16 protein-coding genes and 1 pseudogene are annotated in these 23,878 nt (G+C 64.2%); 6 read left to right on the forward strand and 11 right to left on the reverse strand.

Annotated elements, in window-relative coordinates; genetic code table 11:
* Positions 1 to 228: 228 nt before the first annotated feature.
* The 5 genes from ACS7SF_RS21780 to ACS7SF_RS21800 form a co-directional block, all read right to left on the reverse strand.
* Positions 229 to 1,695, reverse strand: coding sequence for a caspase family protein (locus ACS7SF_RS21780; RefSeq protein WP_426399578.1), 1,467 nt, complete (start codon positions 1,693 to 1,695; stop codon positions 229 to 231).
* Positions 1,696 to 1,724: 29 nt separating this feature from the next.
* Entirely contained in the window at positions 1,725 to 4,742 is a 3,018-nt protein-coding gene (locus ACS7SF_RS21785) for a hypothetical protein (protein ID WP_439894205.1), read from the reverse strand.
* Between the two features lie 10 nt (positions 4,743 to 4,752).
* Positions 4,753 to 7,065 (reverse strand): hypothetical protein, encoded by a 2,313-nt coding sequence (locus ACS7SF_RS21790; RefSeq protein ID WP_426399576.1) that lies wholly within the window; start codon positions 7,063 to 7,065, stop codon positions 4,753 to 4,755.
* Positions 7,066 to 7,884: 819 nt separating this feature from the next.
* Positions 7,885 to 10,443 carry a hypothetical protein gene (locus tag ACS7SF_RS21795; protein ID WP_439894206.1) on the reverse strand — a complete coding sequence of 853 codons (2,559 nt, stop codon included), beginning with the start codon at positions 10,441 to 10,443 and terminating at the stop codon, positions 7,885 to 7,887.
* Positions 10,444 to 10,583: 140 nt separating this feature from the next.
* Positions 10,584 to 11,120: a hypothetical protein gene (locus tag ACS7SF_RS21800; RefSeq protein WP_439894207.1), complete on the reverse strand. Its 537-nt coding sequence runs from the start codon at positions 11,118 to 11,120 to the stop codon at positions 10,584 to 10,586.
* A 254-nt stretch (positions 11,121 to 11,374) separates the two neighbouring features.
* Between ACS7SF_RS21800 and ACS7SF_RS21805 the strand changes: the two genes are divergently transcribed.
* Complete coding sequence (locus ACS7SF_RS21805) at positions 11,375 to 12,142, forward strand: peptidoglycan-binding protein (protein WP_439894208.1); 768 nt, start codon at positions 11,375 to 11,377, stop codon at positions 12,140 to 12,142.
* A gap of 94 nt (positions 12,143 to 12,236) precedes the next feature.
* On the opposite strand, the pseudogene ACS7SF_RS21810 reads toward ACS7SF_RS21805, so the two are convergent.
* Positions 12,237 to 13,817, reverse strand: a pseudogene (locus ACS7SF_RS21810) (methyl-accepting chemotaxis protein); the annotation flags it as partial.
* Positions 13,818 to 14,134: 317 nt separating this feature from the next.
* On the opposite strand from ACS7SF_RS21810, the gene ACS7SF_RS21815 reads away from it, so the two are divergent.
* Complete coding sequence (locus ACS7SF_RS21815) at positions 14,135 to 15,004, forward strand: DUF2242 domain-containing protein (protein WP_439894209.1); 870 nt, start codon at positions 14,135 to 14,137, stop codon at positions 15,002 to 15,004.
* Positions 15,005 to 15,024: 20 nt separating this feature from the next.
* On the opposite strand, the gene ACS7SF_RS21820 is transcribed toward ACS7SF_RS21815, so the two are convergent.
* Positions 15,025 to 15,936: a LysR substrate-binding domain-containing protein gene (locus ACS7SF_RS21820; RefSeq protein ID WP_439894210.1), complete on the reverse strand. Its 912-nt coding sequence runs from the start codon at positions 15,934 to 15,936 to the stop codon at positions 15,025 to 15,027.
* 147 nt (positions 15,937 to 16,083) lie between these two features.
* On the opposite strand from ACS7SF_RS21820, the gene ACS7SF_RS21825 reads away from it, so the two are divergent.
* A complete protein-coding gene (locus ACS7SF_RS21825; protein ID WP_439894211.1) occupies positions 16,084 to 16,485 on the forward strand; it encodes a RidA family protein in 402 nt (133 codons plus the stop codon).
* 81 nt (positions 16,486 to 16,566) lie between these two features.
* On the opposite strand, the gene ACS7SF_RS21830 is transcribed toward ACS7SF_RS21825, so the two are convergent.
* Together ACS7SF_RS21830 and ACS7SF_RS21835 are read right to left on the reverse strand one after the other, a co-directional pair.
* On the reverse strand, positions 16,567 to 16,878 hold the full coding sequence (locus ACS7SF_RS21830; protein ID WP_439894212.1) for a helix-turn-helix domain-containing protein: 312 nt from the start codon (positions 16,876 to 16,878) through the stop codon (positions 16,567 to 16,569).
* Positions 16,875 to 17,219, reverse strand: coding sequence for a toxin (locus ACS7SF_RS21835; protein WP_439894213.1), 345 nt, complete (start codon positions 17,217 to 17,219; stop codon positions 16,875 to 16,877). Before ACS7SF_RS21835 ends, ACS7SF_RS21830 begins: the two co-directional genes overlap by 4 nt.
* A gap of 250 nt (positions 17,220 to 17,469) precedes the next feature.
* Between ACS7SF_RS21835 and ACS7SF_RS21840 the strand changes: the two genes are divergently transcribed.
* A complete protein-coding gene (locus ACS7SF_RS21840; protein ID WP_439894214.1) occupies positions 17,470 to 17,949 on the forward strand; it encodes a VOC family protein in 480 nt (159 codons plus the stop codon).
* 59 nt (positions 17,950 to 18,008) lie between these two features.
* Here the strand turns inward: ACS7SF_RS21840 and ACS7SF_RS21845 are convergent, their stop codons facing one another.
* Together ACS7SF_RS21845 and prpR are read right to left on the reverse strand one after the other, a co-directional pair.
* Positions 18,009 to 19,319 (reverse strand): chloride channel protein, encoded by a 1,311-nt coding sequence (locus ACS7SF_RS21845; protein WP_439894215.1) that lies wholly within the window; start codon positions 19,317 to 19,319, stop codon positions 18,009 to 18,011.
* 66 nt (positions 19,320 to 19,385) lie between these two features.
* Positions 19,386 to 21,353, reverse strand: a complete 1,968-nt coding sequence (gene prpR, locus ACS7SF_RS21850; RefSeq protein WP_439894216.1) for a propionate catabolism operon regulatory protein PrpR — start codon at positions 21,351 to 21,353, stop codon at positions 19,386 to 19,388.
* Between the two features lie 168 nt (positions 21,354 to 21,521).
* On the opposite strand from prpR, the gene prpB reads away from it, so the two are divergent.
* A complete protein-coding gene (gene prpB, locus ACS7SF_RS21855) occupies positions 21,522 to 22,430 on the forward strand; it encodes a methylisocitrate lyase (protein ID WP_439894217.1) in 909 nt (302 codons plus the stop codon).
* A 38-nt stretch (positions 22,431 to 22,468) separates the two neighbouring features.
* A complete protein-coding gene (gene prpC / locus ACS7SF_RS21860; protein ID WP_439894218.1) occupies positions 22,469 to 23,638 on the forward strand; it encodes a bifunctional 2-methylcitrate synthase/citrate synthase in 1,170 nt (389 codons plus the stop codon).
* The last annotated feature ends 240 nt before the right edge of the window (positions 23,639 to 23,878 follow it).

A 23,878-nucleotide genomic window follows, 5' to 3' on the forward strand; every position in this document is an offset into this window, starting at 1 on the left:
TTGTCCTATTTCATGACAAGGCGGACCTAACCCGCTGTCTTTCCCGTGAAGGCGGAAACCCAACGCAGTCAATGCCACTGGGTCCCACCTTCGCGGGGAAAAAAACGTTAGACGCTGTCCTGAATTCGACGTCTTCGGGTCACCAATTCCCCATCAGATACAGCAAGGATAGGAGCGTTGCGGGCACCGAGTCTTAGCAAGCACCGGTGCCCGCACGGTACGCCCAACCTAGACCGCGACAGCCTCGTCCTGGGTGCTAGGTTCCGCAGGTGCCGTCGAGGTATCGCTCGCGAGGACCGAGAACGAGGGCGCCGCCGCTGCCGCGTCGCCGTCGGTCACAGACACCATGTAGTTGTCCCACGCTTGCGCATCGCCACTCGATGTTGTTAGCGCGCGATAGTAGAGCTTGTCGTTCGACGACAACGCAGCCCATGCATCGGCAGACAGCGTGTACGTCGGATCGGTCATGCGCGCTTGCGCGTTCGAGTCGTTCCACGAGGCATAGAAGTTCGACGATTGACGCGCACTGCTATTGCCGAACAGCGCGGGGTCGGCCGCCAGCTCCACCGCGTAGTAGCGATTCGATCCTGTCGTTATCTGAAACGTTGGCGGCTGCCCGCCACGCTGGACTGAACTCGGCCCGGCGATCGTCGGCGCGACCTGCTGCGTGCCTTGCTGTTGCGACGTATCGCCAGCGCCGCCGCTAGTTCCTGTGCTGTTGCTCGTGGTGGTGCCAGTGGCGGTACCTGCCGTGCTCACGATCGTCAGCGGCCGCGCGGCGGTAAACACAGGATCATCGGGCCCGACCGTGAAGTAGTTCGGCGTCTGCGTTGCGGGCATCAGCGCAACGATCGCCTTGTGGAACTGCGGCAGGTTCCCCGCGAACGACCCGCTGTTCCAGACGTTCAAGAGTTTCTCGGTGAACAGGCCGTTTTTCTGCCCATCCTGCGACACCTGATTATCCTGACACCCAGAGATCAGAATGACAGAGGCTGTCGGCTCTGCGCGCGCCGTCGCCCATTGCCGCGCCTGGTATGCCTCCAGGTTGCTGTTGTAGACGTGCAGCGCAAGCTCGGATGGAATCGCGCGCCCGAGCAGCGGCGCGAAGTTCTCGGGGGCATTGCGCGTGGCACGCCCCTCCGTGATCGCCGCGCCATACACGATATTGAACGCCTGGGCCGCCGGATCGTTGGCGTGCCGAGCCACGCCGCGCAGCGGCATCGACGTTGGCGCGCTCAGGAACGGCAGGTTGTTCGTCACGATCAGATCGCGGATCACCGTGCCGCTATGGCAACTGTCCGAATAGACTTCGACGCGCACGCCGCTGGCGAACTGACTCCACAGGTTATAGAGCTCGTGCCCAAGCACCATGCGGTCGTAGGCCACCCAGGTGTCGTCCATGCCGTCGGGCGAATCACCGGTCGGGTCTGGCACGCGGCCGCCGTGTCCGGAGTAACTGATCAGGAACGTGTCGCCCGATTTCAATGTCCGCGCAGCCTGGCCGATCGCGGTCAGGATTGCATCGGCAGTGGCCGCTTCCGTGATCAGCTGCGTTGGCGTGAAACCTTGCGCCACGGCAATCGCCTGCATTGCGTTGGCATCGTTGACGCAGCCAGCGAGGGTGCCTGCCCAGCCGTTGTACTTCGACGCATCGACGCTATTCAGGCCGATGTGCAGTGAGAGTCCTTGTCCCATGACGGATTGCTCCTTTCGTTGTCAACACATCACAAGCGGTCAGCTGTGATGCCGATTACCGCGCCTTGGCTCAGATTCCAGTCGTACCAGGCGGTTTCTGTCGTCCCATTCGCCGTTGTCTTCACGAGCATGAACTGCAGCGCCTGCTGCGCGAGATAGTTCGTGATCGGCAGCGTGAACGTGACCGTCGCTACAGCGGCTTCCGCCAACGCGGTCTCCTCCACTTGATCGCCCGCCTTTAGCTTCGAGCGCACGGTCAGCGTCCTGAGTTGGTGGTTGGCGAAGTTCACCTGATTGATGAACGTCGCCGTCACCGTGACGTTCTCGATGAAGATGTCGACTTCGTCGATGGTCATCGCCGATGCGAGCCGGGCGTCGGTAACCACCGTGGCCGTGCCCGCGGAAGCCTGGACGGGCATCGATGCACCGGGCGCAAGCACGCTGTTGACGGCCGAGACAACAACGTTGCCGTTCGCGTCGATCGCCGCCGCATCCAGCACGTTGACGGGCTGCTGCGTGCGGTTGGTCAGCTGCCATTGGCCTTGAACTGCCTGCGCGACGACCGGCCCGGTGTCCGCCGGCCCAACGACATCGCCGGACAGGCTCGCGGCAGCGGTGAGCACCGTGCCATCCGGCAGCGTGAAGGTGACGCTTCCATCCACGCCATTGCGCTCGATCGCGGTCGTCAGGATGGCGGCGTCCGTCATCGACATCGTGACGGTGAAGGCATCCACGGCAGCCAGCCACTCGGGCGTCGCGACGCCGTCGGGCACCGCCCACGCGTGGGTGATCGACGCGCCGACGAACGGATCGGTTGGCAACACGATGCTCGGCACGACAGTGGCCGGCACCTGATCGCGCAGGGCGCGGCGCAGCAGCGCCATCTGGTAGGCAGACACGTCGGCAACGAGGGTCGCCGCAATGAAGTAGCGGTCCTTGGTCGGGTCGGGGTCGAGCACGCCATACACCATCAGCATGGGCCGGTACGCCTTGTCTGCATCGAGCGCGGAGTACCTGCCGACACGATATGTGGTGGGCATCACGAGAAAGCGCCCAGGCTGCTGCAGCGAGCGATAGACACGGTAGGCGGGATCACGCAATGCGTCGATCTCCGCGAATGCCTTGGTCGACGTCTCGCCGAGCCGAAACGCGTCCTGGCAGCCGACAGAGGTAAGCTGGCCGTTCGCGCCCTGCTGCGCGTATTGCGCACCATACTGCGCGCAGGGAAAGGCCAGATCGACCACGTTCTCGCGCACGATCGAACGTGTCATCAAGCGTCTTCGGACGGGAACCTGCGGCGCCACGATCGGTGCCGGCGGCAAGAAATGGACGATGCCCGGTGCGAGATGCACATGGCTCGTCGCAGGCGACACCGCAGCAACGGGATGCAAGCTGGCCGCCGCGATGGACGCCGCAGCCACGCTGCGCTCCTGCGCGTCGCGGTTCGGCGCCTCGACGTGGTACTGCACGGACGCGGTGGGCCCGACGACGGTCAGCTCCTGTGCCACGACGTACGGCCTGTCGATGACGCGGGGCAGCTGCATGCGGCTGGGCACGACCGCTGTTTCGACGAGCTTGCCGCCGCCGACGATCTCCACGTCCAAGCCGACGGACACGTTCTGATAGGCCGCAAACGTGTAGTCGATGACGAGCCGTGCAGCGGTGCCGCCACCGCCGGCGGGATACGCGAGCGCGCTGTAGGCAAGCCGCGCCCAATCATCAAGCAGCGCGATCGAAACGACGAGCGTATTGCCGTTCTGCGCCACGGTGCCCGGAAAGCGCTGCACCGATTGCGCCTCTGCACCGCTCTGCCGGTAGGTGAGTTCGAGTGCCGCGCTGAGGCCGCCCAGCGGCACCGGCTGCTGCGATAGATTCGGCAGCGACGCGACCGACGCCGTCGTGGCGGCCGGCACTTGCGCAGCGAGGGTGACGCGCAGCGTCGCCGAGATGCCCGGCTTCAATCCTCCTGGCCCAATTGTCGCGCCCGTCGCCGCGTACACAAACGCGAACGGTGCGGTGGCCGGGTCGTCGCGCGGCGTGGGCATGACCAGCGCGAACGTCGGCGCATACCAGTAGAGGTTGGCGTCGAGCGCGTCCTTCCAATAGACGCCGGCGGGCTGGTCAACCAGAGGCAGGTGCTGGCTAGGGGCGTCACCGTCGTCGGATGTCGGGGTGACGGGGAAACGGGCATCGGCCAGAAGCCAAAACTGCGTGTGGTCGTCAATGCGTGTGCCGTGCGCCAACGCACCGCCCGGGATCAGGGCAGCAGCCGGCGTGTGGACAGCGGCCGGCGCCATGACTTGCGGGATCGCCACGAACTGATGCGCCATCGCGACCATCGCCATGCCCGCCCTTGCGTCGCGTGACGCCGGGCCGTCGCCGGTCTTCAGATTGCCGGCAAGCCACGGCGCCGGCCGCGTCGTCCCGTCGGCTTGCGTGATGACAAGCGACACGTAATCCCGTCGGTCGAGCCCGTCGAGCACGCCGCCGAGCAGCCGGTCGAGCGTGATCTCGGTGATCGGTACCGGGTGGGGTGCTTCGACTCTCGCGCCAACACGCAGCGACGACGGTGCGCCGTCCAATGCGTGCAGCACGTCCAACGCCTCGTGCGCGCCCAGGTATGTGCCAAGCGAAACGCGATCGGCGCGACCCAGCAGCGCGAAGGCGCGGTAGACATGCTGTCCGTTGCGCAGGAACGCTTCACCCGTGCGAATGAACAAGGCAGCGCACGGCTCGCGCAGCCGTTGTTCTGCGAATGCGAGCGCATCGGCACCGGCGCAGAGCGTACAGACCAGCGCCAACGACCCGCCCACGACAAGCGGTGCAATCGACTCGTCCGCCGGCGTTGGCGCGCGAGCCAGCACCAGCGTCAGCGCCACACGCGGCCGGCCTGCCCCGTCGCGGGCCAGGCCAAGGCTCTCGCGGATGCAGCGGCAGGGCTCCCCGTCGGTAGGATGCACGAGGAGCCGCTCGCCCGATGGGCCGATCAGGCGGCTCCAGCCCAGACTCGAGCCCGGTGTCGCCGGCGGCGCGCGGTGAACCAACATGGGTCCGCTCTCAGGCGCTCTTTGCTGGCAGGAACGAGTCGAACGTCACATGGTCGTCGACGCTCTCGCTGGCCGCGCGCGATGCGGTACCCGTCTGTGGCGGCGCACTGCTCCACCCTGAGACGTCACCATATCCACGCGACTGACCACCCTGCCCCTGCGCCCCCGCCCGAACCGAGGTGGGCGGCGGTACCGCGTGCAGCGGCGTCGACGGCGGCTTGGCCGGCGTACTCCCTGGCATGCCGCCCGGTTGCGCTTGCGTCGGTGCGAAGGCCGTCAGCGGTACGTCCTTGGTCACCACGTTCGGATCATCCGGTGTGGGCACCGTGATCATCAGGCCGCCGCTGCCACCGGTCGAGATCGGCGTCTGCATCGACCACTGCTGGCCGTGGCTGAAGAGGGAGCCTTTCACGATCACGCGCACTGAATACTCGAATTTCGGCACAAAGCCCTTCTGCCCGGTGTAGACGAGCCAATACCGGGGCTGATCCTGGTCGTCGTACTTAAACGTGAACTTCACGGGATCGCGATCCTTGCCATCGTCGCGTTTGCCGAGCGCGCGCAGCGTGACCTCGACATACTGCGTGTTGTCGGTCAGCGTCGTGCCAAGGCAAATCGGCCCCACCGCCAGCGTTCCGGCTTCCTCGACGCGCACTTCGACGGTGATGTTGTTGTCGGGCGTGCCGACATCGGTCGGGTCGAGATCGACGATGCTTTTTTCGACCTGCACCCGCACGAACGGGTTTTCGAGCTCGCTGGGTGGCTCGGAGAAGTGGATCTGCCGCTTGAGAAAGAGCTTGTCGGGCGTCCAGCCGGCGGGCGGATTCGCGACGTCGGTCGTCTGCTTCATCGCGACGGCCGTGTTCCATTGCGCGTTCGGGCCGTCTGCCGGGCCGAAGACGTGCCCATCCCACTCGAGCGTGCCGCGCGCATTCGGGTATCCCGTCTGGACGGAGATGAATGCGACAGGCTCGCCGATCCACTTCTGCGCCGGGTCGGGCCAGTTCACGACAGGCTTCACGATCCGCGACACCTTGCGGTCCCAGTCGGTCAGGTCGACGTTCGTGAAGTAGACCTTCTCCTTCGACGGGTCGGCCTTGATCGCGTCGGCAATGCCATCGAGCGTGCCGTTGACCTGATACGGCTGCAGGTACGCCATTTCCTTCGTCTCGTGATACTCGAGATGCAGATGCGTTTTCTGCTGCCGGATCTTCAACGCACCGCCGAATCCGCCGAAGACGCCACCGAGCAGCCCACTGCTCGCTTCCGCGGGCTGTTCGTTGAACGGCGCGGGGTCGAAGATCACTTGCTTGGCGGCGTCCATGAACTTGTTGAAGATCAAGTCACTGCGCTTGTCCATGTACTCCTGCAACTGCTGTGCACCAGGCAGCGATTGGTCAATGAACGTATGCACTTCAATGTCGCCGCTTTCCCGCAAGCTGTCGAACTGCACCTTGACGTCGGCGCTCCAGATGAGACCGCCGGCATGCGCAGCGGCGGAAAAATGCTGTTGGATGCGGTCCCAGTCGCCGACGATGTCGATCGTCATCATCGGGCTGACGACACGCACCTGCATGTTCTCGGTCACGAACATCGGGGCCGTGCCCATGTGGAAGCCGTTGTAGGCGATGGCCGCCGGAATGCTGCCGAGCAGCGCGCTGAATGGCTTGTCGGCGTTGGGGTCGATTGTGCCTTTGCCTTGCCCATCGAGCCGCACGTACATCGGGTCGATGTTGGAACCACGGTAGCTTGCGGGCACGCTGCGGGGCATCGCGCGCGAGGGCGGCGCCGAGCGTAGCTGCGCGATCACTGGCGCGGCGCCGGCGACGCCACTCTTGCCTGGTGTCGCGGCTGGCACGCCGCCGTCCGCGCCCGGCAGCGTGTTCGAGAGCACGCAGTTGTTGTCGACGATGGGCACGAAGATGAACTGCGGCGTGAGCCGGCTCGTATAAGCCCAGAGCGGGTTGCTGTTGTTGCGCACGAACTCGGTCAATTGCTGATGCGCCTCGTTGAGCACCTCCGCTGGCGGTGCGGCCACGGTCGAGAACGTCAGGAGACCACCGGCCACTTCGTTGTCGTCGCTCGATTCGCCGACGGTGGTGCCGTGCGAGCGGATACCAACGAAATGCACCATCCCGAACTTGTAGTCGCCGTTGTCCTTTTTCGCCAGCGTGACCTGCTCGGGAAGCCAGTAGTAGATCGGCGCTTGTCCTGCACGCTGGAGCATTTCGTTGTGAGCATCGGGCCAATAGCTGATCGTATGCCCCGACTTCGTGATGACCTGGTTGCCCGCGGCAAAGAGCGGTCCTATCGGTGTAGCCATGTTTTGACTCCTCGTGGGATTCGTCAGTGATGGATCCAGGACTCGACTTGCACGGGCAGGAGGACTCCCGCATCGGCGAACTGGAATTGAGGAAGAGACCGCTTCGCGTGGGCGTTAATCCGATCACAGCTGATAGCCATGGCTCCACTCCCTTGCACCGCCCAGCAAAAGCGACCTACGCAGGATCGTCGGCAACGGGTTTCAGTCCGTTGCTCTGACGCCTAATTGGTCAAGTGCGTGCAACACCCGGTGCGCTGGCTGGCCGCGCGGCGCGACCAGCATTTATTGATGCGACGCCAACAACGCTCCGCCTGCGCAGCGTCGCAGTCTTGTCATTTCAAGGAGGGCCGTCAGGTCCTGGCGCGGTGTCATCTCGACTGCCATTCCGCCGCGCAGAGGTTCCGGTGCGACACGATTTCGACACCGCCCTGACATCGTTTCAAACTGCCCCCCGTGATGTGTACCCACAGCGTAGAAGACGGCACGGGAAGCGCAATAGCGTTGTGCTTAACTCTGACTTGCTCAGAAATTCACTATCGGCTGCTGTACAGAAACCCTGTGCGACCAGGCAACCGTTTGCCGCAAGAACGCTGACTGTTCAACCATCTCTAAGCTCAAGTTTCTTCATCGATCCATAGGATTGAACGCTGGCCGGCTCGGCAACGACAGGGGTACGACGGCCTGCACTGCCGGCGGTCTGGCGGGCTTCTGAATGATGAAGACAGAACTCTGCCACGCTGGTTGGCAACACTGCGCGGGCGCGCCATCGTTGAGTCTTGGTTGCGGCAGATCTAGGGGCGCGCGTTTTGCCCCCAGCCCCTAAGCATCCGAATCACTATCCGTATCGTGTTCAAACGTCAGCCGGTTCTTGCGTGAACGTGTGATGGACGTGCCAATGCCGGCTTGCATCTGACGATCGACGTTTTCGTCGTGATCGAACCCCATGCGGCCGGCCCGCGACAGCCACGCGGGCCCGCGGTGCACCTCGGGCTTGGCTTCGAGTTCATCCGCGCAACTGCTGCACGGCCGCATCGTGCCGGCGAGCTGCTCGGTCTCCACGCGCGTGCTGTGTTTGCTGACCATGTGGTCATTGATGCGACGTTCGGCATGTAGATCGACGGGGTAAGTGCGCGTCGGCACCTCGAAGCGGCGCTCGGCAATCGCGGCCAGCACAGCATCTGACGCCGAGCCAACGTGGGGGTCGGAAGCCGGGTCCATGCGACGCAACAACTTGGCCTGATGGCGGGCAAGCCGATCCTGGTTGTCGATGCGTGACGGCGCCGGCTTTGCGAGCAACCGTTCAAATTCAGCCGACGCCAGGAAGCTGCGAATCTCTTCGTTGACGGTCGAGACGTTGGACGATACGACGACCGAGCGGCGGGTGGCGTCGAAATAGCATTGCACCTCCACGCTTTTCGGAAAGCGCTGCCGCAGCATGGAGCTGAGCCAGCGCAGCGGCTGCCGCTGCCGGTCGGGTTCGTAGTTGCGCGGCGGGTGCACGAGTTCGCGGTTGGGCCGGTAGATCTCAGCGAGTCGTTTGGGGACGTTCGGGCCCGGGTCCACCGTGTTGGGCTTGACGATCAGCACGCGGTCGGGGGCATGCCCGGCACCCCCTATCTGCAGCGCTTTCATGGCCGGCCGTGCACTTGCACTTGTGCTTACGTTTGACTGCTCAGCCGCCGCTGAGCTCGACGGCGCATCGGCGGCGCCCTCGATCTGCCCGCGCAGGCGTTCCAGCAATCGGCCCAGGCGCGCGGAAGCATGGGTATCGACACCCTCCAGCATCTGCTCGATCACGGGCCGGTCACGCACCGCGCCGCGCTCGTCGAGCAGTGCCCGGACCCACGCGCGCGATACGCCAATCTCTTGCGCGACAGCAAACATAGCCGCGTTGGGCTGCTGTTCATCGCGCATCCGTCGGGCCACCTCAGCCACTTGATGCAAGTGGTTGCCCACGCGGTGGAGAAAGTCATCGGCCGTAATGCCGACCTTGGCCAGGGTGGGGTCTTCCGGCGCGGCCGGGGCCTGCGGTGGTGCCGGTAGCAAGGCAGCCTGGTCCGCATGGCCCAGCGCCCGCAGTGCGTTGCCTAGTGCTTGAGCGTGCTCGGCATAGCCTGGCATGTCGGCAATCTTGTGGAGCTGTTTGAGCCGGTTGTCCGGCGCGATATGCACTGCCAGCGAGGTCGCTGCGACGCCAAGCGTGAGTGCAGTGGCACCGCGTTGCGCTTTCGGGTCGGCGGCGATCTTGGCGAGAAACTGGGCGATGGTGTCGGCCCCGATTTCCTGCGCGCGGGTCGCTTCAAGCGGCATGGCGGCGGCCGTTTCTGTGTGGCCGAGTTCGTTGAGCAATCGCACGATTTCGTCGCGCTCTTCCGCATAACCGGGCAGGCGCGACACGTTGGTGGCCGGCTTGCGCAGGCGGCCATCGGCGTTGACCCAGGCCAGCACATGGTCCTTTTTCGCATCGACAAGGTCATACAGCGCCCCTTTGAGCGACGGGTCGTCGCGCCGGCCTTCCGCCTTCGCTTGCGCGCGTTGGCGGATCACGCGCAGGCAAGCAACCAGAATGTGGGCATCAAAAACGGTGCGCGCCGCTGCAGGTTCGGGAAGCCGCGCATCCTGGCCGATCACGCCCAACTGCCGCAACTGCGTTTCAATGCGCCCACGCCAGTCGGCGTAGTCGGGCAGCTTGGCGAGGCGAGTGGCGAGGTCTTCGCGTTGCCAGGTGGGGGGCGACTGCCAGCGCGCCAGAGTCTTGTCGGATACCGGCTTGCCCGCCAGCCGGTCGCCCAGCAGTTGATGCACGCGCTGGGCGGTCAATGCCTGCCGCTCGCGGCCCGTGTTGACTGCGGGGCCCAGGGCTGCCAGCGCGTCAGCCTGTTCACCGTGCCCCAGGCGCCGTAGCGAAGCGGTGATGGCATCGGCGTGCGCCTCAAAGTCGGGAAATGCCCGCACGCGGTCCTCCTGCCGGAGCGCGCCGCCCGGCGCAACGTAGTGGGCCATCGCAGAGGAGTCCAGATCGGCACCGATCGACACCAGCGGGCGCATCGGATCATCCGCAAGCATCTTGAGCGCGGCTGCAATCAACGCTGCGCTCATCTTGGTTGGCTTGCGGGCCGGGGCACCGCTGGAGGAGGCGGCCGCACTTGAGGCGCCCACCTCCAATCGCGGCCGCTTGTTGGGCACGGCGGAGTGCGGTGCGGCAGTGCGTCTGATGGAGCCCGCCGGCGCCGGGCCCCGCCGTGCCAGCGCGAGCGGCGCATCCACCGGCCGCTGGCGCCCCACTGTCGGCGCCCGCTGGGGCGCGGGCGGCGGCGCACCATCGCCCGGCGAGGACGGGGGCGAATGCTGTTCGACTTTGCCAATGCTGCGAACCATGACAGGGCGCTCAGAAAAACTTGGGGGTGATTGACCTCCCACGCTATCGATGCGCACGCCCACGCCGGACACGCTTGGCGAAATGCTGCGCGCATGGGCGAAGCCAGCACAACCCTGTCGCACAGACGTGAACGGCCCGCCTACCGGTGCGGCCACAGGTAGCAGTACGCCTGACCACCCTCCAGGTTCGGCCCGACGGAGCCATCTTCGGCAATCTTCTTGACCCAGCCATTCGGATCTTGCGGCGTTGGCGTATCGCCGCAATTGTTGTGGACCCAATGGATGCCGCCCTCGAACGGCAGGCCACACACCTCCAGCGCATCGCCCACGGCGATGGTATTCAACGGCGCGGGCACCGTCTTGGCGTTCTTGCGGTAGCCCTGCGCAAAGACGTTGTCGATGGCGACGTCGTAGTCGTTGCCGTCGGCATCGCCGCGCAGGGTCAAATGGGTGTGAGACAGCTCGACGCCGTTACGGTACATCCCGTGCTTGAAGCGCGGCGGCGTAGTGACATGGCCGATCAGCAAGGTGCCCGCGGCCGCTTGGCAGTCTTGCGCTTCATCGGCAAAGGCGCCCACCGCAGGCACGGCAAGCGCAAGAAACACGGCCGCAAAACAGCACCCCCTGATAGCGTGGCCCTTACGCGCATACGAACGAGCAAAACGTGCAAACAACATGACGTGTCCTCCCAAGCACCTTCTGGTTGTTGTGACTGCATAGCGCAGTATTTATTGCTGATCACGCCGTTTGCAACAAAACATCTTGCCATCTGATCTGAATTAATTTCACTCTATAAACGATCTAAATCAATCGCTCGAAATACTATGGTAAACCGCGCCTTTGATTTAAATCTTTGCGCAAATAATAGGGTGTAGTTTTTTCAGCGATCACTTTTTAAAGCTGATCGATAGCATCGTGTAGGAGGCAGCAAATGAGCGGATTGGAAGCCATGGTTTCTGCCATGGAAGGTCTGGTGGGCGTTCGCGATACCGGCGGACATGACGTCAACAAAATCACCCAGTGGTATGGCATGAACGGCGAGCCGTGGTGCGACATGACCATCACTTACGCGGCGTATCACTCGGGCAATGCGGACCCAGTGTGCTTTGGTGGCCGGTTTGCCTACACCCCGGCACACGCGCAGGCGTTCCAGGCGCATGGCCAGTGGCACCCCGTGGATCACGGCGTTGCGGCGTCCGGCATTCGCCGCGGCGACATCATTTTCTTCGAGTGGTCGGGCGGAAAATCGATCGCAAAAATCGACCACGTGGGCCTCGTCACCGACGTCTCCGGCGACGTCGTACACACCATCGAGGGCAACTACGACCACATGTGCGGCCGCTTCAGCCGAACGGCGCATGACATTGTCGGCTTTGGTCGGCCGGCTTATGCCGCCAGCACGCCCACCAAGCCGGTCAAGCCACCGCTGCCGCCCGTGGTTCCAGCCAAAGACGAACCCTTTCCCGGCGCTGATTTCTTTAAGACCGGCAGAAAGAGCCCGATCATTGCGGCCATGCATGCTCGCTTAATCGCGGTGGGCTGCAATAACTACAAGAGCAATTTGAACGAAGACACATGGGGCACGGGCGATCAGGCGTCCTACGCCGCTTGGCAACGCAAGATCGGCTATTCCGGCAAGGACGCTGACGGGATTCCCGGCAAGGCTTCGTGGGATGCGCTACACGTGCCGAAAGTCTGAGGGGCATCGGGCATCGTAAAAAGGGCCAAGGCTCAATCGAGCCCCGGCCCTCCATTGCGGATTGCGTAGTGGATCAGGGTGGCGCGCTGGCTCAAGCCGCCGGCACGCCACTCAACCGGAAGAACGCCACCGCGCGGCTCAGTTGTTGGCCCTGCCCTTCCAGCGAAGTCGACGCAGCGGCAGCCTGCTCAACCAGCGCGGCATTCTCCTGGGTGACCTGGTCCATCTGCGTCACCGCCTGGTTGATCTGTTCAATACCGCGGCTCTGCTCCACGGAGGCGGCGGCAATCTCGCCCATGATGTCCGTCACGCGGCTCACCGCCCGGGTGACTTCGGCCATGGTCTTGCCGGCGCTCTCGGCCAGGGTGGAGCCGTTCTGGATCTTCTCCACCGAGGTGCTGATCAGGTCTTTGATTTCCTTGGCGGCACTGGACGAGCGCTGCGCCAGGCTGCGCACTTCACTGGCCACCACGGCAAAGCCCCGGCCCTGCTCGCCCGCGCGGGCCGCTTCAACAGCGGCGTTCAAGGCGAGGATGTTGGTCTGGAAGGCAATGCCTTCGATGATGCCGGTGATCTCCGCCACCTTGGCGGAGCTGTCGCGGATGTCAGTCATGGTGCTCACCACATTGCCCACAACGCTGCTACCGCGTTGTGCGATGTCGGATGCATCGGCGGCCAACGTGCAGGCCTGTTGCGCGTTGTCGGCGTTCTGCTTCACGGTGGAGGTCAGCTCTTCCATGCTGGACGCTGTTTCCTGCAGCGACGATGCCTGCTGCTCGGTGCGCGAAGACAAGTCTTGATTGCCGCTAGCGATCTGCCCCACGTCGCTGGCAATGCCATGCGCCGCTTGGCGGACCTGGTCGATCAATTGCACAAGGCTGGTCTGCATGTCCGCCATGGAGGCGAGAATGCTGCCGCGCGGTGCAGCCTGTCCGCCCGGCACGGGGCTCAGGTCGCCCGAGGCAACGCGGCGCGTGATGGCGCTCAGTGCGTCCGGCTCGGCACCCAATGCGCGCGTGAGGCCCCGGGTGATGAAGAACGCCGCCACAATCGCACCCAGCACCGTCACCAGGCAGATGGCGATCAGCAGCGCGCGTTGAAACGCATAGTGCTCCGCTGCCTCTCGCTCCATCTCATGCGCGCGCTGGTGGGTGTAGTCGCTATAGGCGTTGGTCGCCTTGATGAGCGCGGCAAGCAGGGGGCGGCATTGCGTGTTCATCATCTCGATGGAGGCTTCGCGCTTGCCCGTCAGCGCGGCATTGACGATAGCCAGTGCCACGGGGCCGTATTGCGTCTCCACACGGTCGATCTCGCCGATCAGGTTGCGGGCTTGACCAGTGGCGTCGCGCGCGCTGGCGACCTTGTCTTTGAGCTCGCGCAGGCGCGCTTGCACGTCTTCATGCGCCTGCGTGACGGCGGCTTTTTCTAGGTCGGTGTCAGCGGCGGTGGTCACCAGCACCAGATTGCGTGCGGCGATGGCGCGGCGGTCCACGGCAGTGCGCACCTGTTCGGCCAGGGCGGCGCGCGCATTGATGCCGCTCACATACTCGGCAAAGCGATCGTTGGCCGCACTCAGTGATTGCACGGCCAGTCCCGAAACCAGCAAAACCAGCCCCGCGAGCAAGCCAAAGGCCATGGTGAGCTTGGCGCGCACCGTCAAGTGTTGGAAGTTCATATGGTGGTTCCCCCGTTCGTTCGTCCGGCGTTCATATTGTTGGTATTGGAGCGACGGCGCCGGAGTGGCCGTGCCAGGAGATTGCATCGGCAAGGATTGCCGTGGCTATAGCAAACGCGGGGGGCCAAATCGTTTGCGTACGGGTTTTGGAGCGCAGTGTGGGCAGGCTGATGTGCGCGCGCATCAACCGGCGCACCATCACGTGCATTTGGCGCCGCCCGTCATCCGACAAACTTATAATGACGCCCGGCCCGCCACCGCGCACAAAACTTGCGCCGCACACGCAGTGGCGCTGCCAAGCCCTTTTTGCCAACACCATGCCCTACCGCTTCCGCCTGCTCTCCGTTTCGTGCGCGATTGCCGCCTTGTCGGCGTGCAGTTCCGCGCCCACGCCGCTCTATCAGCAAGAGCAGTTCGATGCGGCGGCCAGCCCCTACGCGCGCACCTTCCATGCACGGTCGGATGCCACCTGCGAAGCCGCGCGCCGGGCGTTGCTCAGCCAGGGCTATGTGTCAACCTCGCCGCGCGCAGACACCATCGACGGCAGCAAGAACTTCCAGCCGAGCAACGACACGCACGTGGTGATCTCGTTCCATATCGTGTGCGCAGACGCCAATACCGACGGCACGTCCAGCACGGCCTACGTGAACGCGGTGCAAGACCGCTACTCGCTCAAGAAGACGAGCACATCGGCCAGCGTGGGGTTGAGCATCTTGGGGTCGGTGTCGCTGCCGATCGGCTCGGGCGACGATTCGATGGTGAAGGTGGCCAGCGAGACGATTCCGGCCGGGGTGTTCTACGAGCGCTACTTCAACCTGGTCGACCACTTTTTGAAGATCGACCCCGCGCGCCAGGACCGCAAGGTGGCCAAGGCGGCGGAGAAGGAACACGTGGCACCGCTGCCCGAACCGGCACCCACGCCGCAGGGCGAGCCGATGAAGATGACCACGCCCGTGGTGCCGACGCCGGCCGCGCCGCCTGTGCCGGTAGTGGCACCGGCTTCGGCCCCTGCTGCGGCCCCCGCTTCAGCGCCGGCTGCGGCACCTGTTGCGACACCGGCAGCGCCCGCAACCCCTGCAGCGCCAGCGTCCGCACCGGCGGCCACACCGCCCGTGCAGGCGCCGCCCACCCACTCCGAGCCCGCCCCCGCTTCTTCACCGGCTGCCACCACCGGCGGTGCCAACTGAAGAGGGGCTGGCGCGCTCAGTCAGCTCGACGGCGCCAGGCTCGCCATCAGTTCATCCACCCATGCCATGAACGCCCGCAGCTTTGCGCTGACGTGCCGGTTGGGCGGATACACCAGATACATCGGCATGGGCGGGACGTGCCAATCGGTGAACAGCGGGATCAGTTCGCCACGCGCCACGTGCGCGTCCGCCATGTAACGCGGTAGCCAAAACACCCCCACTCCGGCCAAGCCGGCCGCCAGGTAGGCGTTGCCATCATCCAGTGCGGCCATGTAGCGCGCGCGCACATCGATACGTTCGCCATCGCGCTGCAGGCTCAGCGGGATGACCTTGCCGCTGCGGGCGCTGAGAAAACCGACCATGCGGTGGTGCGTATGCTCAAGGTCGCTGGGCTGCGTGGGCGCACCGGCCTGCTCCAGATAGCGCGGCGCAGCGTAGGCGCCCAGCAATAGCTCCCCGACGCGACGTGCCTGCAGCGAGGAATCCGCCAGCTCGCCGCCACGCAGCACGCAATCCACGTTGTCGCCAATCACATCCACCATGCGGTCGCTCACGCCGATGTGCAGCTGGATGGCGGGATAGCGCGCGTGGAATGCCGGCAGCGCAGGCGCCAGGACGAGGCGCGCGAATGGGGTCGGCACATCCACGCGCAGGCGCCCCCGGGGCGTGGCGGACGCGGAAGACAAGCTGGTGTCGGCGTCTTCCAGATCAGCCAGCAGGCGTACGGCGCGCTCGTAATAGGCAGCGCCATCAGGCGTGACATTGACCTGCCGGGTCGTGCGGTTCAGCAGCTTGACGCGCAGATGCGCCTCCAACTGCTGCACCAATTGGGTGACCGTGGTTTTGCTGATCTGTAGCGTCTGGGCGGCCTTGGTAAAACTGCCCGCCTCCACGACGCGGGTGAACGCCTGTAGCGCATCAAAACGGTCCACGTCAGCTCCTCTTCCCGAAAGATTGTTTGGAAACACCAAACGGTGATTGTAGGTATGGGCGGTTTATCGCTGGGGCACGAACGCCTACAGTGCCGGTGGCTGCGCAGCCGTCCATTGACCCATCTACCCCCTGCAAGGAAGTGATTCATGTCTGCACGCGATGTTGTGTTCCCGGCCGCGCGCCAAGCCCTGTACGAGCAGAACCGTTATTCGCCGGCCATCCGCTCCAATGGTTTTCTGTTTGTGTCAGGCCAGGTGGGCAGCCGGCCCGATGGCTCGCCCGAGCCCGATCTGCAGAAGCAGGTCAGGCTGGCGTTTGAGAATCTGCATGCCATCCTGTCCGCCGCAGGCTGCACGTTCCAGGATGTGATCGATGTCACGGTCTTCGTCGTCAACCCCGAGACGCAGTTCGAGCCGATCTGGAAGGTGGTCGGCGAGCATTGGGGCGAAGCGCCCTACCCAACGCTGACGGGCATCGGCGTGACGTGGCTTTACGGCTTTCAGTTTGAGATCAAGGTGATCGCCAAGCTGCCTGATTCGGCCATGTGAGGTGCTTGGTGCGGGCCAGGGAAGTCACTCGCGACAAATAAAAAACCGCCTGTGCGGCGGCTTGTCGGGGGAACAACGCATTCAAAGCGCTTCCAGCATCTGCAGTGTTTCCGGATGCTTTTCCACCAGCTTGATGAGCACGGCCGCTTGCGTATTCGGTTTAGCAGTGCCTTGCTCCCAGTTCTGGTACGTCCGCACATTCACGCGCAACCGGCGCGCCATGACGGCCTGTGAAGCATGAGCCGCCGCGCGGACGGCCTTGATCTCGTCTGCACTCACATTCACCGGTTCAGGGGCGCGCACTTTGATTTTGCGCAGGGTGGTCTTTCCTTCGCGCTCTGCGGCGAGCGCGTCCATTCCCTCTTTCAGTTCCGCAAACAGATTCCGTTTCATCGCCCGCTCCTCGCCTTAACTTCGCGTTCCAGCAACTGCGCGAGCACTTTGCGCTCGTCGCTGGAAAGGTCGCTCGCTTCGTCCTTGTCATAGACGGCAAACATCCAAAATTGCCCGCATGCATCCCAGTAGTAGTAGATGACGCGCAAGCCGCCGCGTTTGCCTTTGCCGCGCCGTTTGTCCGAAAACCGGATCTTGCGCAATCCGCCCGTGCTTTTGATCACATCGCCAGCGTCGGGCTGGGCGAGCAGCGTGTACTGAAGGGCTCGGTATTCGTCATCCGAAAGATAGTGCTCTCGCAGCCGCTGAAAAGGCGGCAACTCAATGAAGGTGGCTTCCATGATGCCACAAACTATACGTTTATTGCGTATAGTTTCAATTGCCTGCATTCTGATTTCAGACCCGCATCGCACCAACACCGCGCGGGCGATGGCAAGCGAGATGGCATGCACCGCTCGCGTGTGAGACAGTGGAAACCCCCAACAGCGGCAACCGGCAAACGTCTCGCCCATCAGGCCGAGCCCATGCAACACGGACGCTTGATGCGGTGTGGAAGGTGACAGATGCCGGCGCCCCCTTCAGGAGACACGCATGGTCAGCAAAAACACGATCTGCCTGTGGTACGACCGCGATGCGCTGGACGCGGCCAACTTTTACGCAGCCACCTTTCCCGACAGCAAAGTCACCGCCGTGCATCGCGCGCCGGGTGACTACCCCGCCGGCCACGAGGGCGATGTGCTGACGGTGGAGTTCACCGTGGCGGGCATCCCCTGCCTGGGGCTGAATGGCGGCCCGCAGTTCAAGCACAGCGAAGCGTTTTCGTTCCAGATCGCAACGGACGATCAGGCCGAGACCGATCGACTGTGGAACGCCATCGTCAGCAACGGCGGGCAGGAAAGCGCGTGCGGGTGGTGCAAGGACAAATGGGGCCTATCGTGGCAGATCACGCCGCGCGCACTCACCGCGGCCTTTACCGACCCGGACCGCGCAGCGGCCAAGCGCGCATTCGACGCGATGATGACGATGACGAAGATCGATATCGCCACGATCGAGGCGGCGCGGCGCGGGTAAGCGCAGGCATCGTCAAATGCCGAGTATCGGCGCACGGGTGCCGATGCTCCGGCCCAGGATCACTGCGGAAGCGGGCGCGGCACCGATGCACGAAACCGATGCGCAAGCGTGTGATAGAACGACGGCGTCAGCGCCTTCGATATCTGGCTGGAGAGCAACGCCACCGCCATCAGCGGCAAGACCATCTCGTGGCCGTCGATCATCTCCATCACGATCACGAAGGCGGTGATGGGCGACTGCGTGACCGCCGCCAGATAGCCCACCATGCAAAGCGCGGCGAGACTGGGTAGCGGTATCGCTGATGTGACGAGCGACATGACGTTGCCAAGCCCCGCGCCAATCGCCAAAGACGGCGCGAATATGCCGCCAGGAATGCCGGACAGGTAAGAGGCGATGAGCGCGGCGAACTTGAACACGGCGTAGAACGGCGACAGCACTTGATGGGTCTCCAACAAACCGCGCGCTTCTGCATAGCCACTGCCGAATGTGGTGCCGCCCGAAGCCAACCCCACCACGGCAATGGCTACGCCGCACAGAAAGGCAAACCACACGGGCCGCACCTGTCGCAGCGCCATCAGTGGGGCGGGCATCCAGCGCGGCAGGTTGAGCAGCAGCCAGGCAAACGCACCGCCCGCTACACCGCAGAGCAGGCTGGCGCCAATCACAAGCGGGATCAACGCCGGATGAAATTGCCCGATGGCCTGGATGCGCCCGAAGTACAGGTAGTTGCCTTGCAAGCCCAACGCCACCACGCCTGAAAAAATGATGGCGGTGATGAGCGTGCCGCTGTTTCGCGCCACAAAGCTGCGCGTGAGCTCTTCAATGGCAAACACCACGCCCGCCAGCGGCGTGTTGAACGCAGCCGCAAGCCCCGCTGCCGCACCGGCAAGTGCGAGTTGCCGTTCGATGTGTTGGCTGCTGCGACGATAGCCACGCCGCATGGCGTACATGAGCGACGCGCCAATCTGCACCGTGGGGCCCTCTCTGCCGATCGTAAAGCCGCAGAGGATGCCGAGGAACGAGACCACGATCTTGCCAGCCATGATGCGCAGCGAAAGCAGCGAACTCGCCAGGCGCCCATCTTCCAGCGTTGCAATCACCTGTGGAATACCACTGCCCTCTGCACCGCGAAAGAACCGCCGCGTGAGCCAGATGGCAAGCGCGGCACCCAGCGGCGTGATGACCAGTGGCAGCCAGAACGCGTGCGAGGCCATGTTGCGAAAGAGCGCGAAACCCAAGTCGATGAGCTTCGCGTAGGCCACGGACATCAACCCCACAAGAACGGCCCCGAGCCAGAAGATGCCGTAGTTGGTCCACAGTCTCCTGGCGCGACGCACTGAGCTGTCGGCGATGTGGAGCGGAGAAAACATGGCGTGGGCGTGGCGGTTTGTGAGGCCGACAGTATAGGGGCGACGTTCTCCGCATCCTGCTCGCAACTATCCGGCCTGCAACCGCCGCCAGAGCGTGGTCTTGCTGATACCCAACGCGGCACACACCGCATCGCGATCTCCACCATGCGCGGCCAGCGCTGCGCGGATTTCCTCCGCTTCCACGCCACGGCTGCGTTCGCGCAGGGTCTGCGGGCCCTTCTTGCCGCGCACCGGCTGCGCAAACACTTCGGGCGCGATCATGCGAAGGACATCTTGGGTGATGGCGCCGGGCTCGCCGCTGAGTTCATCGATATCGGCCAGCTCCACGGCAATGCGTTCGATCACGCTTTGCAGCTCGCGCACGTTGCCGGGCCACGCGTAGTGCCGCAGCGGGTCGGCAATGGCCGCCAGCAGGTGGCTGGCGACGTCGGTGTCTGGAATGCGCAGCAGCAGGCGTGGCTCGCGGCGGGCGGCTTGCACGAGTAGTTCAGCGGCCAGGGGCATCACGTCGTCAGTGCGCTCGCGCAACGGGGGCAGCGCAATGCTGAGGATGTTGAGGCGGTAGTACAAATCCGCGCGGAAAGTGCCCGCCTCCACCGCATCGGTCAGCGCGCGGTGCGTGGCGGCGACGACGCGGATGTCGACGCGCGTGGGTTCGGTCGAGCCCAGCCGCACCACCTCGCGCTCCTGCAGCACGCGCAGCAGGCGGCTCTGCAGCGGCAGGGGCATCTCGCCAATCTCGTCGAGGAACAGCGTGCCGCGATGCGCGGCTTCAATCAGCCCGGCCTTGCCACCCTTGCGTGCGCCGGTGAAGGCGCCTTCTTCGTAGCCGAAGAGTTCGCTCTCCAGCAGCGCCTCGGGAAACGCGCCGCAGTTGATGGCGACAAACGAAAAGTCACGCCGCGCGCTCAGCTCATGCATGCTCTGCGCGACCATCTCCTTGCCGGTGCCGGATTCGCCCAACACCAGCACGGTGGCATCCGACTTGGCATAGCGGCGCACCAGCGTGCGCACGCGCGCCATGGGCGCGGAGTCACCCACCAGGTCATCCAGCCGATAACGCGCACTGAACTGCTGCGGGCGCTGGCGCGAGCGCAGTGTGCGATCGAGCCGTTCCACCGCACGTGATTCCTGAAAGGTGAACACGGTGCCCTCTGCCGCGCCCATGCCCGCCAGCGGGCCGCGATGGATGACGTAGCTCACGCCGCGCACCGTGCCCAGCGTGTCGCCATCGGCATCGGGCAGCAGGCCCAGCAAGTTGGGCGCAATACTGAGCAGCGGATGCCCGATCGCTTGCTTGGCGTCGATGCCGAGGGCAGTAGCAAGCCGCTCGTTCAGCGCTTCAACGCGGCCTTGCGCATCCAGCGCGACCACACCGTCGCGCAGATGCTGCAGCAGGTTGTCCAGGCGCTGGCGGCGCTGCGCTTCGCGGCGGGTTGCCTGCACAACTTCCAGCGCAGTGTCGAAGGCGGCGCGCACGGAATCGCGCGAATACAGAAACACCGTCTGCATGCCGGCCTGCGCGGCCAAGTCCGTCACCAGGCCAGGGCCGACGACGGCGCCCACGCCCCGGTCGCGCAGATCCAGCACGCAACTTTCCGCATCCTGCCGCGATGCATACGAGGCGAACACCACGTTCATGTTGTACGCGGCGACAAAGCGGCGCACCTCGTCGGGCGTATCGCCGTGCGTGACGAGCGCGACGGATTTCGACTCCGCAGACGCACGCCGCGCACGCGCCAGCGCGTGCATCACGTCAAAACCGGTCGGGTTGATAACGACCACCGGCAACGTCAGACGCGGCTTCAAATACGCACCATTCGAGCCGCCCGCCACCACCACGTCCGGGCGCTGAGAGCCCGCCGCATCGATCTCGCGCACGATGTCTTCAAAGCCGCGCGTGATGACGCGCAGCTCAGCGCGGTCGTTGTACTCGGCGGCAATGTCGAGGAACAGATCGCTCAGGCGGCTGATGCCGCACGCCCAGATGCGTGGGCGGTCTGCCAGGGAGGGGAGATCGGGTGTGGGACTCATGATCCAAAGCATTATGCGCCTCGCATTTCCTTATTGAAATTGGAATTTCATTTCTGAAATGACGTGGCGCTGGGCGGCAAGCGCACTTCCATACAAATCAAGGGGTTACGGGCGGCATTTCGGGTGGCCCGCTTCCTGCTCTAAGGGTTCATTCTTTGTGGAGCACGCATGAGCACAACCAAACGTCAGCCCGTCAGCGCGGGTGCCAAGTTCCGCCAGGCAGTTGCCGAGTCCCAACCGCTGCAAGTGGTGGGCGCTATTACCGCCTACGCCGCCAAGATGGCCGAGCAGACAGGCTTCAAGGCCGTGTACCTGTCGGGTGGCGGTGTGGCCGCCAACTCGCTGGGCATTCCGGACCTGGGCATCAGCACGATGGAAGACGTGCTGATCGACGCCCGCCGCATCACCGACGCCGTGCAGGTGCCGCTGCTGGTCAACATCGACACCGGCTGGGGCGGCGCCTTCAACATCGCACGCACGATCCGCTCGTTCATCAAGGCAGGCGTGGCCGCCGTGCACCTGGAAGACCAGGTCGGCCAGAAGCGCTGCGGCCATCGCCCGGGCAAGGAAGTGGTTCCGGCCGACGAGATGGTCGACCGCGTGAAAGCCGCCGTGGACGCCCGCACCGATGACGACTTCGTCATCATGGCCCGCACCGACGCGGCCGCCGTGGAAGGCATCGACGCCGCCATCGAGCGCGCCGTGGCCTACGTGGAAGCGGGCGCGGACATGATCTTCCCGGAAGCCATGAAGACGCTGGACGACTACCGCCGCTTCAAGGCCGCGGTGAAGGTGCCCATCCTGGCCAACCTGACCGAGTTCGGCAGCACGCCGCTGTTCACTACGCAAGAGCTGGCCAGCGCCAACGTGGACATCGCCCTGTACTGCTGCGGCGCGTATCGCGCGATGAACGCGGCGGCGCTCAACTTCTATCAGGTGTTGATGCGCGACGGCACGCAGAAGGCGGCCGTGGAAACCATGCAGACCCGCGCAGACCTGTACCAATATCTCGGCTACCACGCGTACGAAGACAAGCTGGACGCGCTGTTTTCCGCACAACACGCCGCCCAGAAATAACGCCTACAACATTCCACGCATCCAAGGAGACCATCACCATGAGCGAAGCCGATAACAGCACGCCGAACGCAGGCGCATTCAAGCCGAAGAAGTCCGTGGCCCTGTCGGGCGTGACGGCGGGCAACACCGCACTGTGTACCGTCGGCCGCACCGGCAACGACCTGCACTATCGCGGCTACGACATTCTCGACCTGGCCGCCGCGTGCGAGTTTGAAGAAGTCGCCCACCTGCTGGTGCACGGCAAGCTGCCCAACAAGGCCGAGCTGACCGCCTACAAAGCCAAGCTGAAGGCCCTGCGCGGCCTGCCCGCCAACGTGAAGGCCGCGCTGGAATGGGTGCCCGCTTCCGCCCACCCGATGGACGTGATGCGCACGGGCGTGTCGGTGCTCGGCACCGTGCTGCCCGAAAAGGACGACCACAACACCCCCGGCGCACGCGACATCGCGGATCGCCTGATGGCCTCGCTCGGCTCGATGCTGCTGTACTGGTACCACTACAGCCACAACGGCAAGCGCATCGAAGTCGAAACGGATGACGACTCCATCGGCGGCCACTTCCTGCACCTGCTGCATGGCGTGGAGCCGTCCAAGTCGTGGGTGGATGCGATGCACGTATCGCTCAACCTGTATGCGGAACACGAGTTCAACGCCTCGACGTTCACCGGCCGCGTGATTGCCGGCACGGGCTCGGACATCTACTCGGCCATCACCGGCGCCATCGGCGCGCTGCGCGGCCCGAAGCACGGCGGCGCCAATGAAGTCGCCTTCGAGATCCAGAAGCGCTACGACACCCCGGACGAAGCCGAAGCCGACATCCGCCGCCGCGTCGAAGCCAAGGAAGTCGTGATCGGCTTCGGCCACCCGGTGTACACCGTGTCCGACCCGCGCAACAAGGTCATCAAGGAAGTGGCGAAGAAGCTGTCGAAAGAAGCCAGCAACACCAAGATGTTCGACATTGCCGAGCGCCTGGAAACCGTGATGTGGGACGTCAAGAAGATGTTCCCGAACCTCGACTGGTTCAGCGCCGTGTCGTACCACATGATGGGCGTGCCCACCGCGATGTTCACGCCGCTGTTCGTGATCGCACGCACGTCGGGCTGGGCCGCACACATCATCGAGCAACGCATCGACAACAAAATCATCCGCCCGAGCGCCAACTACACCGGCCCGGAAGACCTGAAGTTCGTGCCGATCAGCAAGCGCGCGTAAGAGAAACGCCAGCGCACGCACTCAGACGGTTTGGCCTTTGACGTTCCTGCCCTATGCGGCGCCTTGAATTTCTGTTGCAAGGAGGAAAAAAGATGGGGAACTGTCTGAGCGCAGCGAGTTTTCCCCTTCTCCTCCTTGCGACATAAATTCAAGGAGGAAGTCGCCGCATCGGGCGCGCCTTTCTTTGGTTACTTTCTTTGGCAAGACAAAGAAAGTGACTCAGCCCCGGCAGGGGATGAA

The sequence above is a fragment of the Ralstonia sp. 25C genome (genome assembly GCF_051904805.1).
Classification (GTDB): domain Bacteria; phylum Pseudomonadota; class Gammaproteobacteria; order Burkholderiales; family Burkholderiaceae; genus Ralstonia.

Coding starts and splice junctions, on each gene's coding strand:
- prpC (WP_439894218.1), top strand. CDS start 22,469: ATGAGCGAAGCCGATAACAGCACGCCGAACGCAGGCGCATTCAAGCCG.
- ACS7SF_RS21805 (WP_439894208.1), top strand. CDS start 11,375: ATGAGCGGATTGGAAGCCATGGTTTCTGCCATGGAAGGTCTGGTGGGC.
- prpR (WP_439894216.1), bottom strand. CDS start 21,353: ATGAGTCCCACACCCGATCTCCCCTCCCTGGCAGACCGCCCACGCATC.
- ACS7SF_RS21785 (WP_439894205.1), bottom strand. CDS start 4,742: ATGTTGGTTCACCGCGCGCCGCCGGCGACACCGGGCTCGAGTCTGGGC.
- ACS7SF_RS21845 (WP_439894215.1), bottom strand. CDS start 19,319: ATGTTTTCTCCGCTCCACATCGCCGACAGCTCAGTGCGTCGCGCCAGG.
- ACS7SF_RS21835 (WP_439894213.1), bottom strand. CDS start 17,219: ATGGAAGCCACCTTCATTGAGTTGCCGCCTTTTCAGCGGCTGCGAGAG.
- ACS7SF_RS21800 (WP_439894207.1), bottom strand. CDS start 11,120: ATGTTGTTTGCACGTTTTGCTCGTTCGTATGCGCGTAAGGGCCACGCT.
- ACS7SF_RS21825 (WP_439894211.1), top strand. CDS start 16,084: ATGTCTGCACGCGATGTTGTGTTCCCGGCCGCGCGCCAAGCCCTGTAC.
- ACS7SF_RS21840 (WP_439894214.1), top strand. CDS start 17,470: ATGGTCAGCAAAAACACGATCTGCCTGTGGTACGACCGCGATGCGCTG.
- ACS7SF_RS21790 (WP_426399576.1), bottom strand. CDS start 7,065: ATGGCTACACCGATAGGACCGCTCTTTGCCGCGGGCAACCAGGTCATC.
- prpB (WP_439894217.1), top strand. CDS start 21,522: ATGAGCACAACCAAACGTCAGCCCGTCAGCGCGGGTGCCAAGTTCCGC.
- ACS7SF_RS21795 (WP_439894206.1), bottom strand. CDS start 10,443: ATGGTTCGCAGCATTGGCAAAGTCGAACAGCATTCGCCCCCGTCCTCG.
- ACS7SF_RS21830 (WP_439894212.1), bottom strand. CDS start 16,878: ATGAAACGGAATCTGTTTGCGGAACTGAAAGAGGGAATGGACGCGCTC.
- ACS7SF_RS21780 (WP_426399578.1), bottom strand. CDS start 1,695: ATGGGACAAGGACTCTCACTGCACATCGGCCTGAATAGCGTCGATGCG.
- ACS7SF_RS21815 (WP_439894209.1), top strand. CDS start 14,135: ATGCCCTACCGCTTCCGCCTGCTCTCCGTTTCGTGCGCGATTGCCGCC.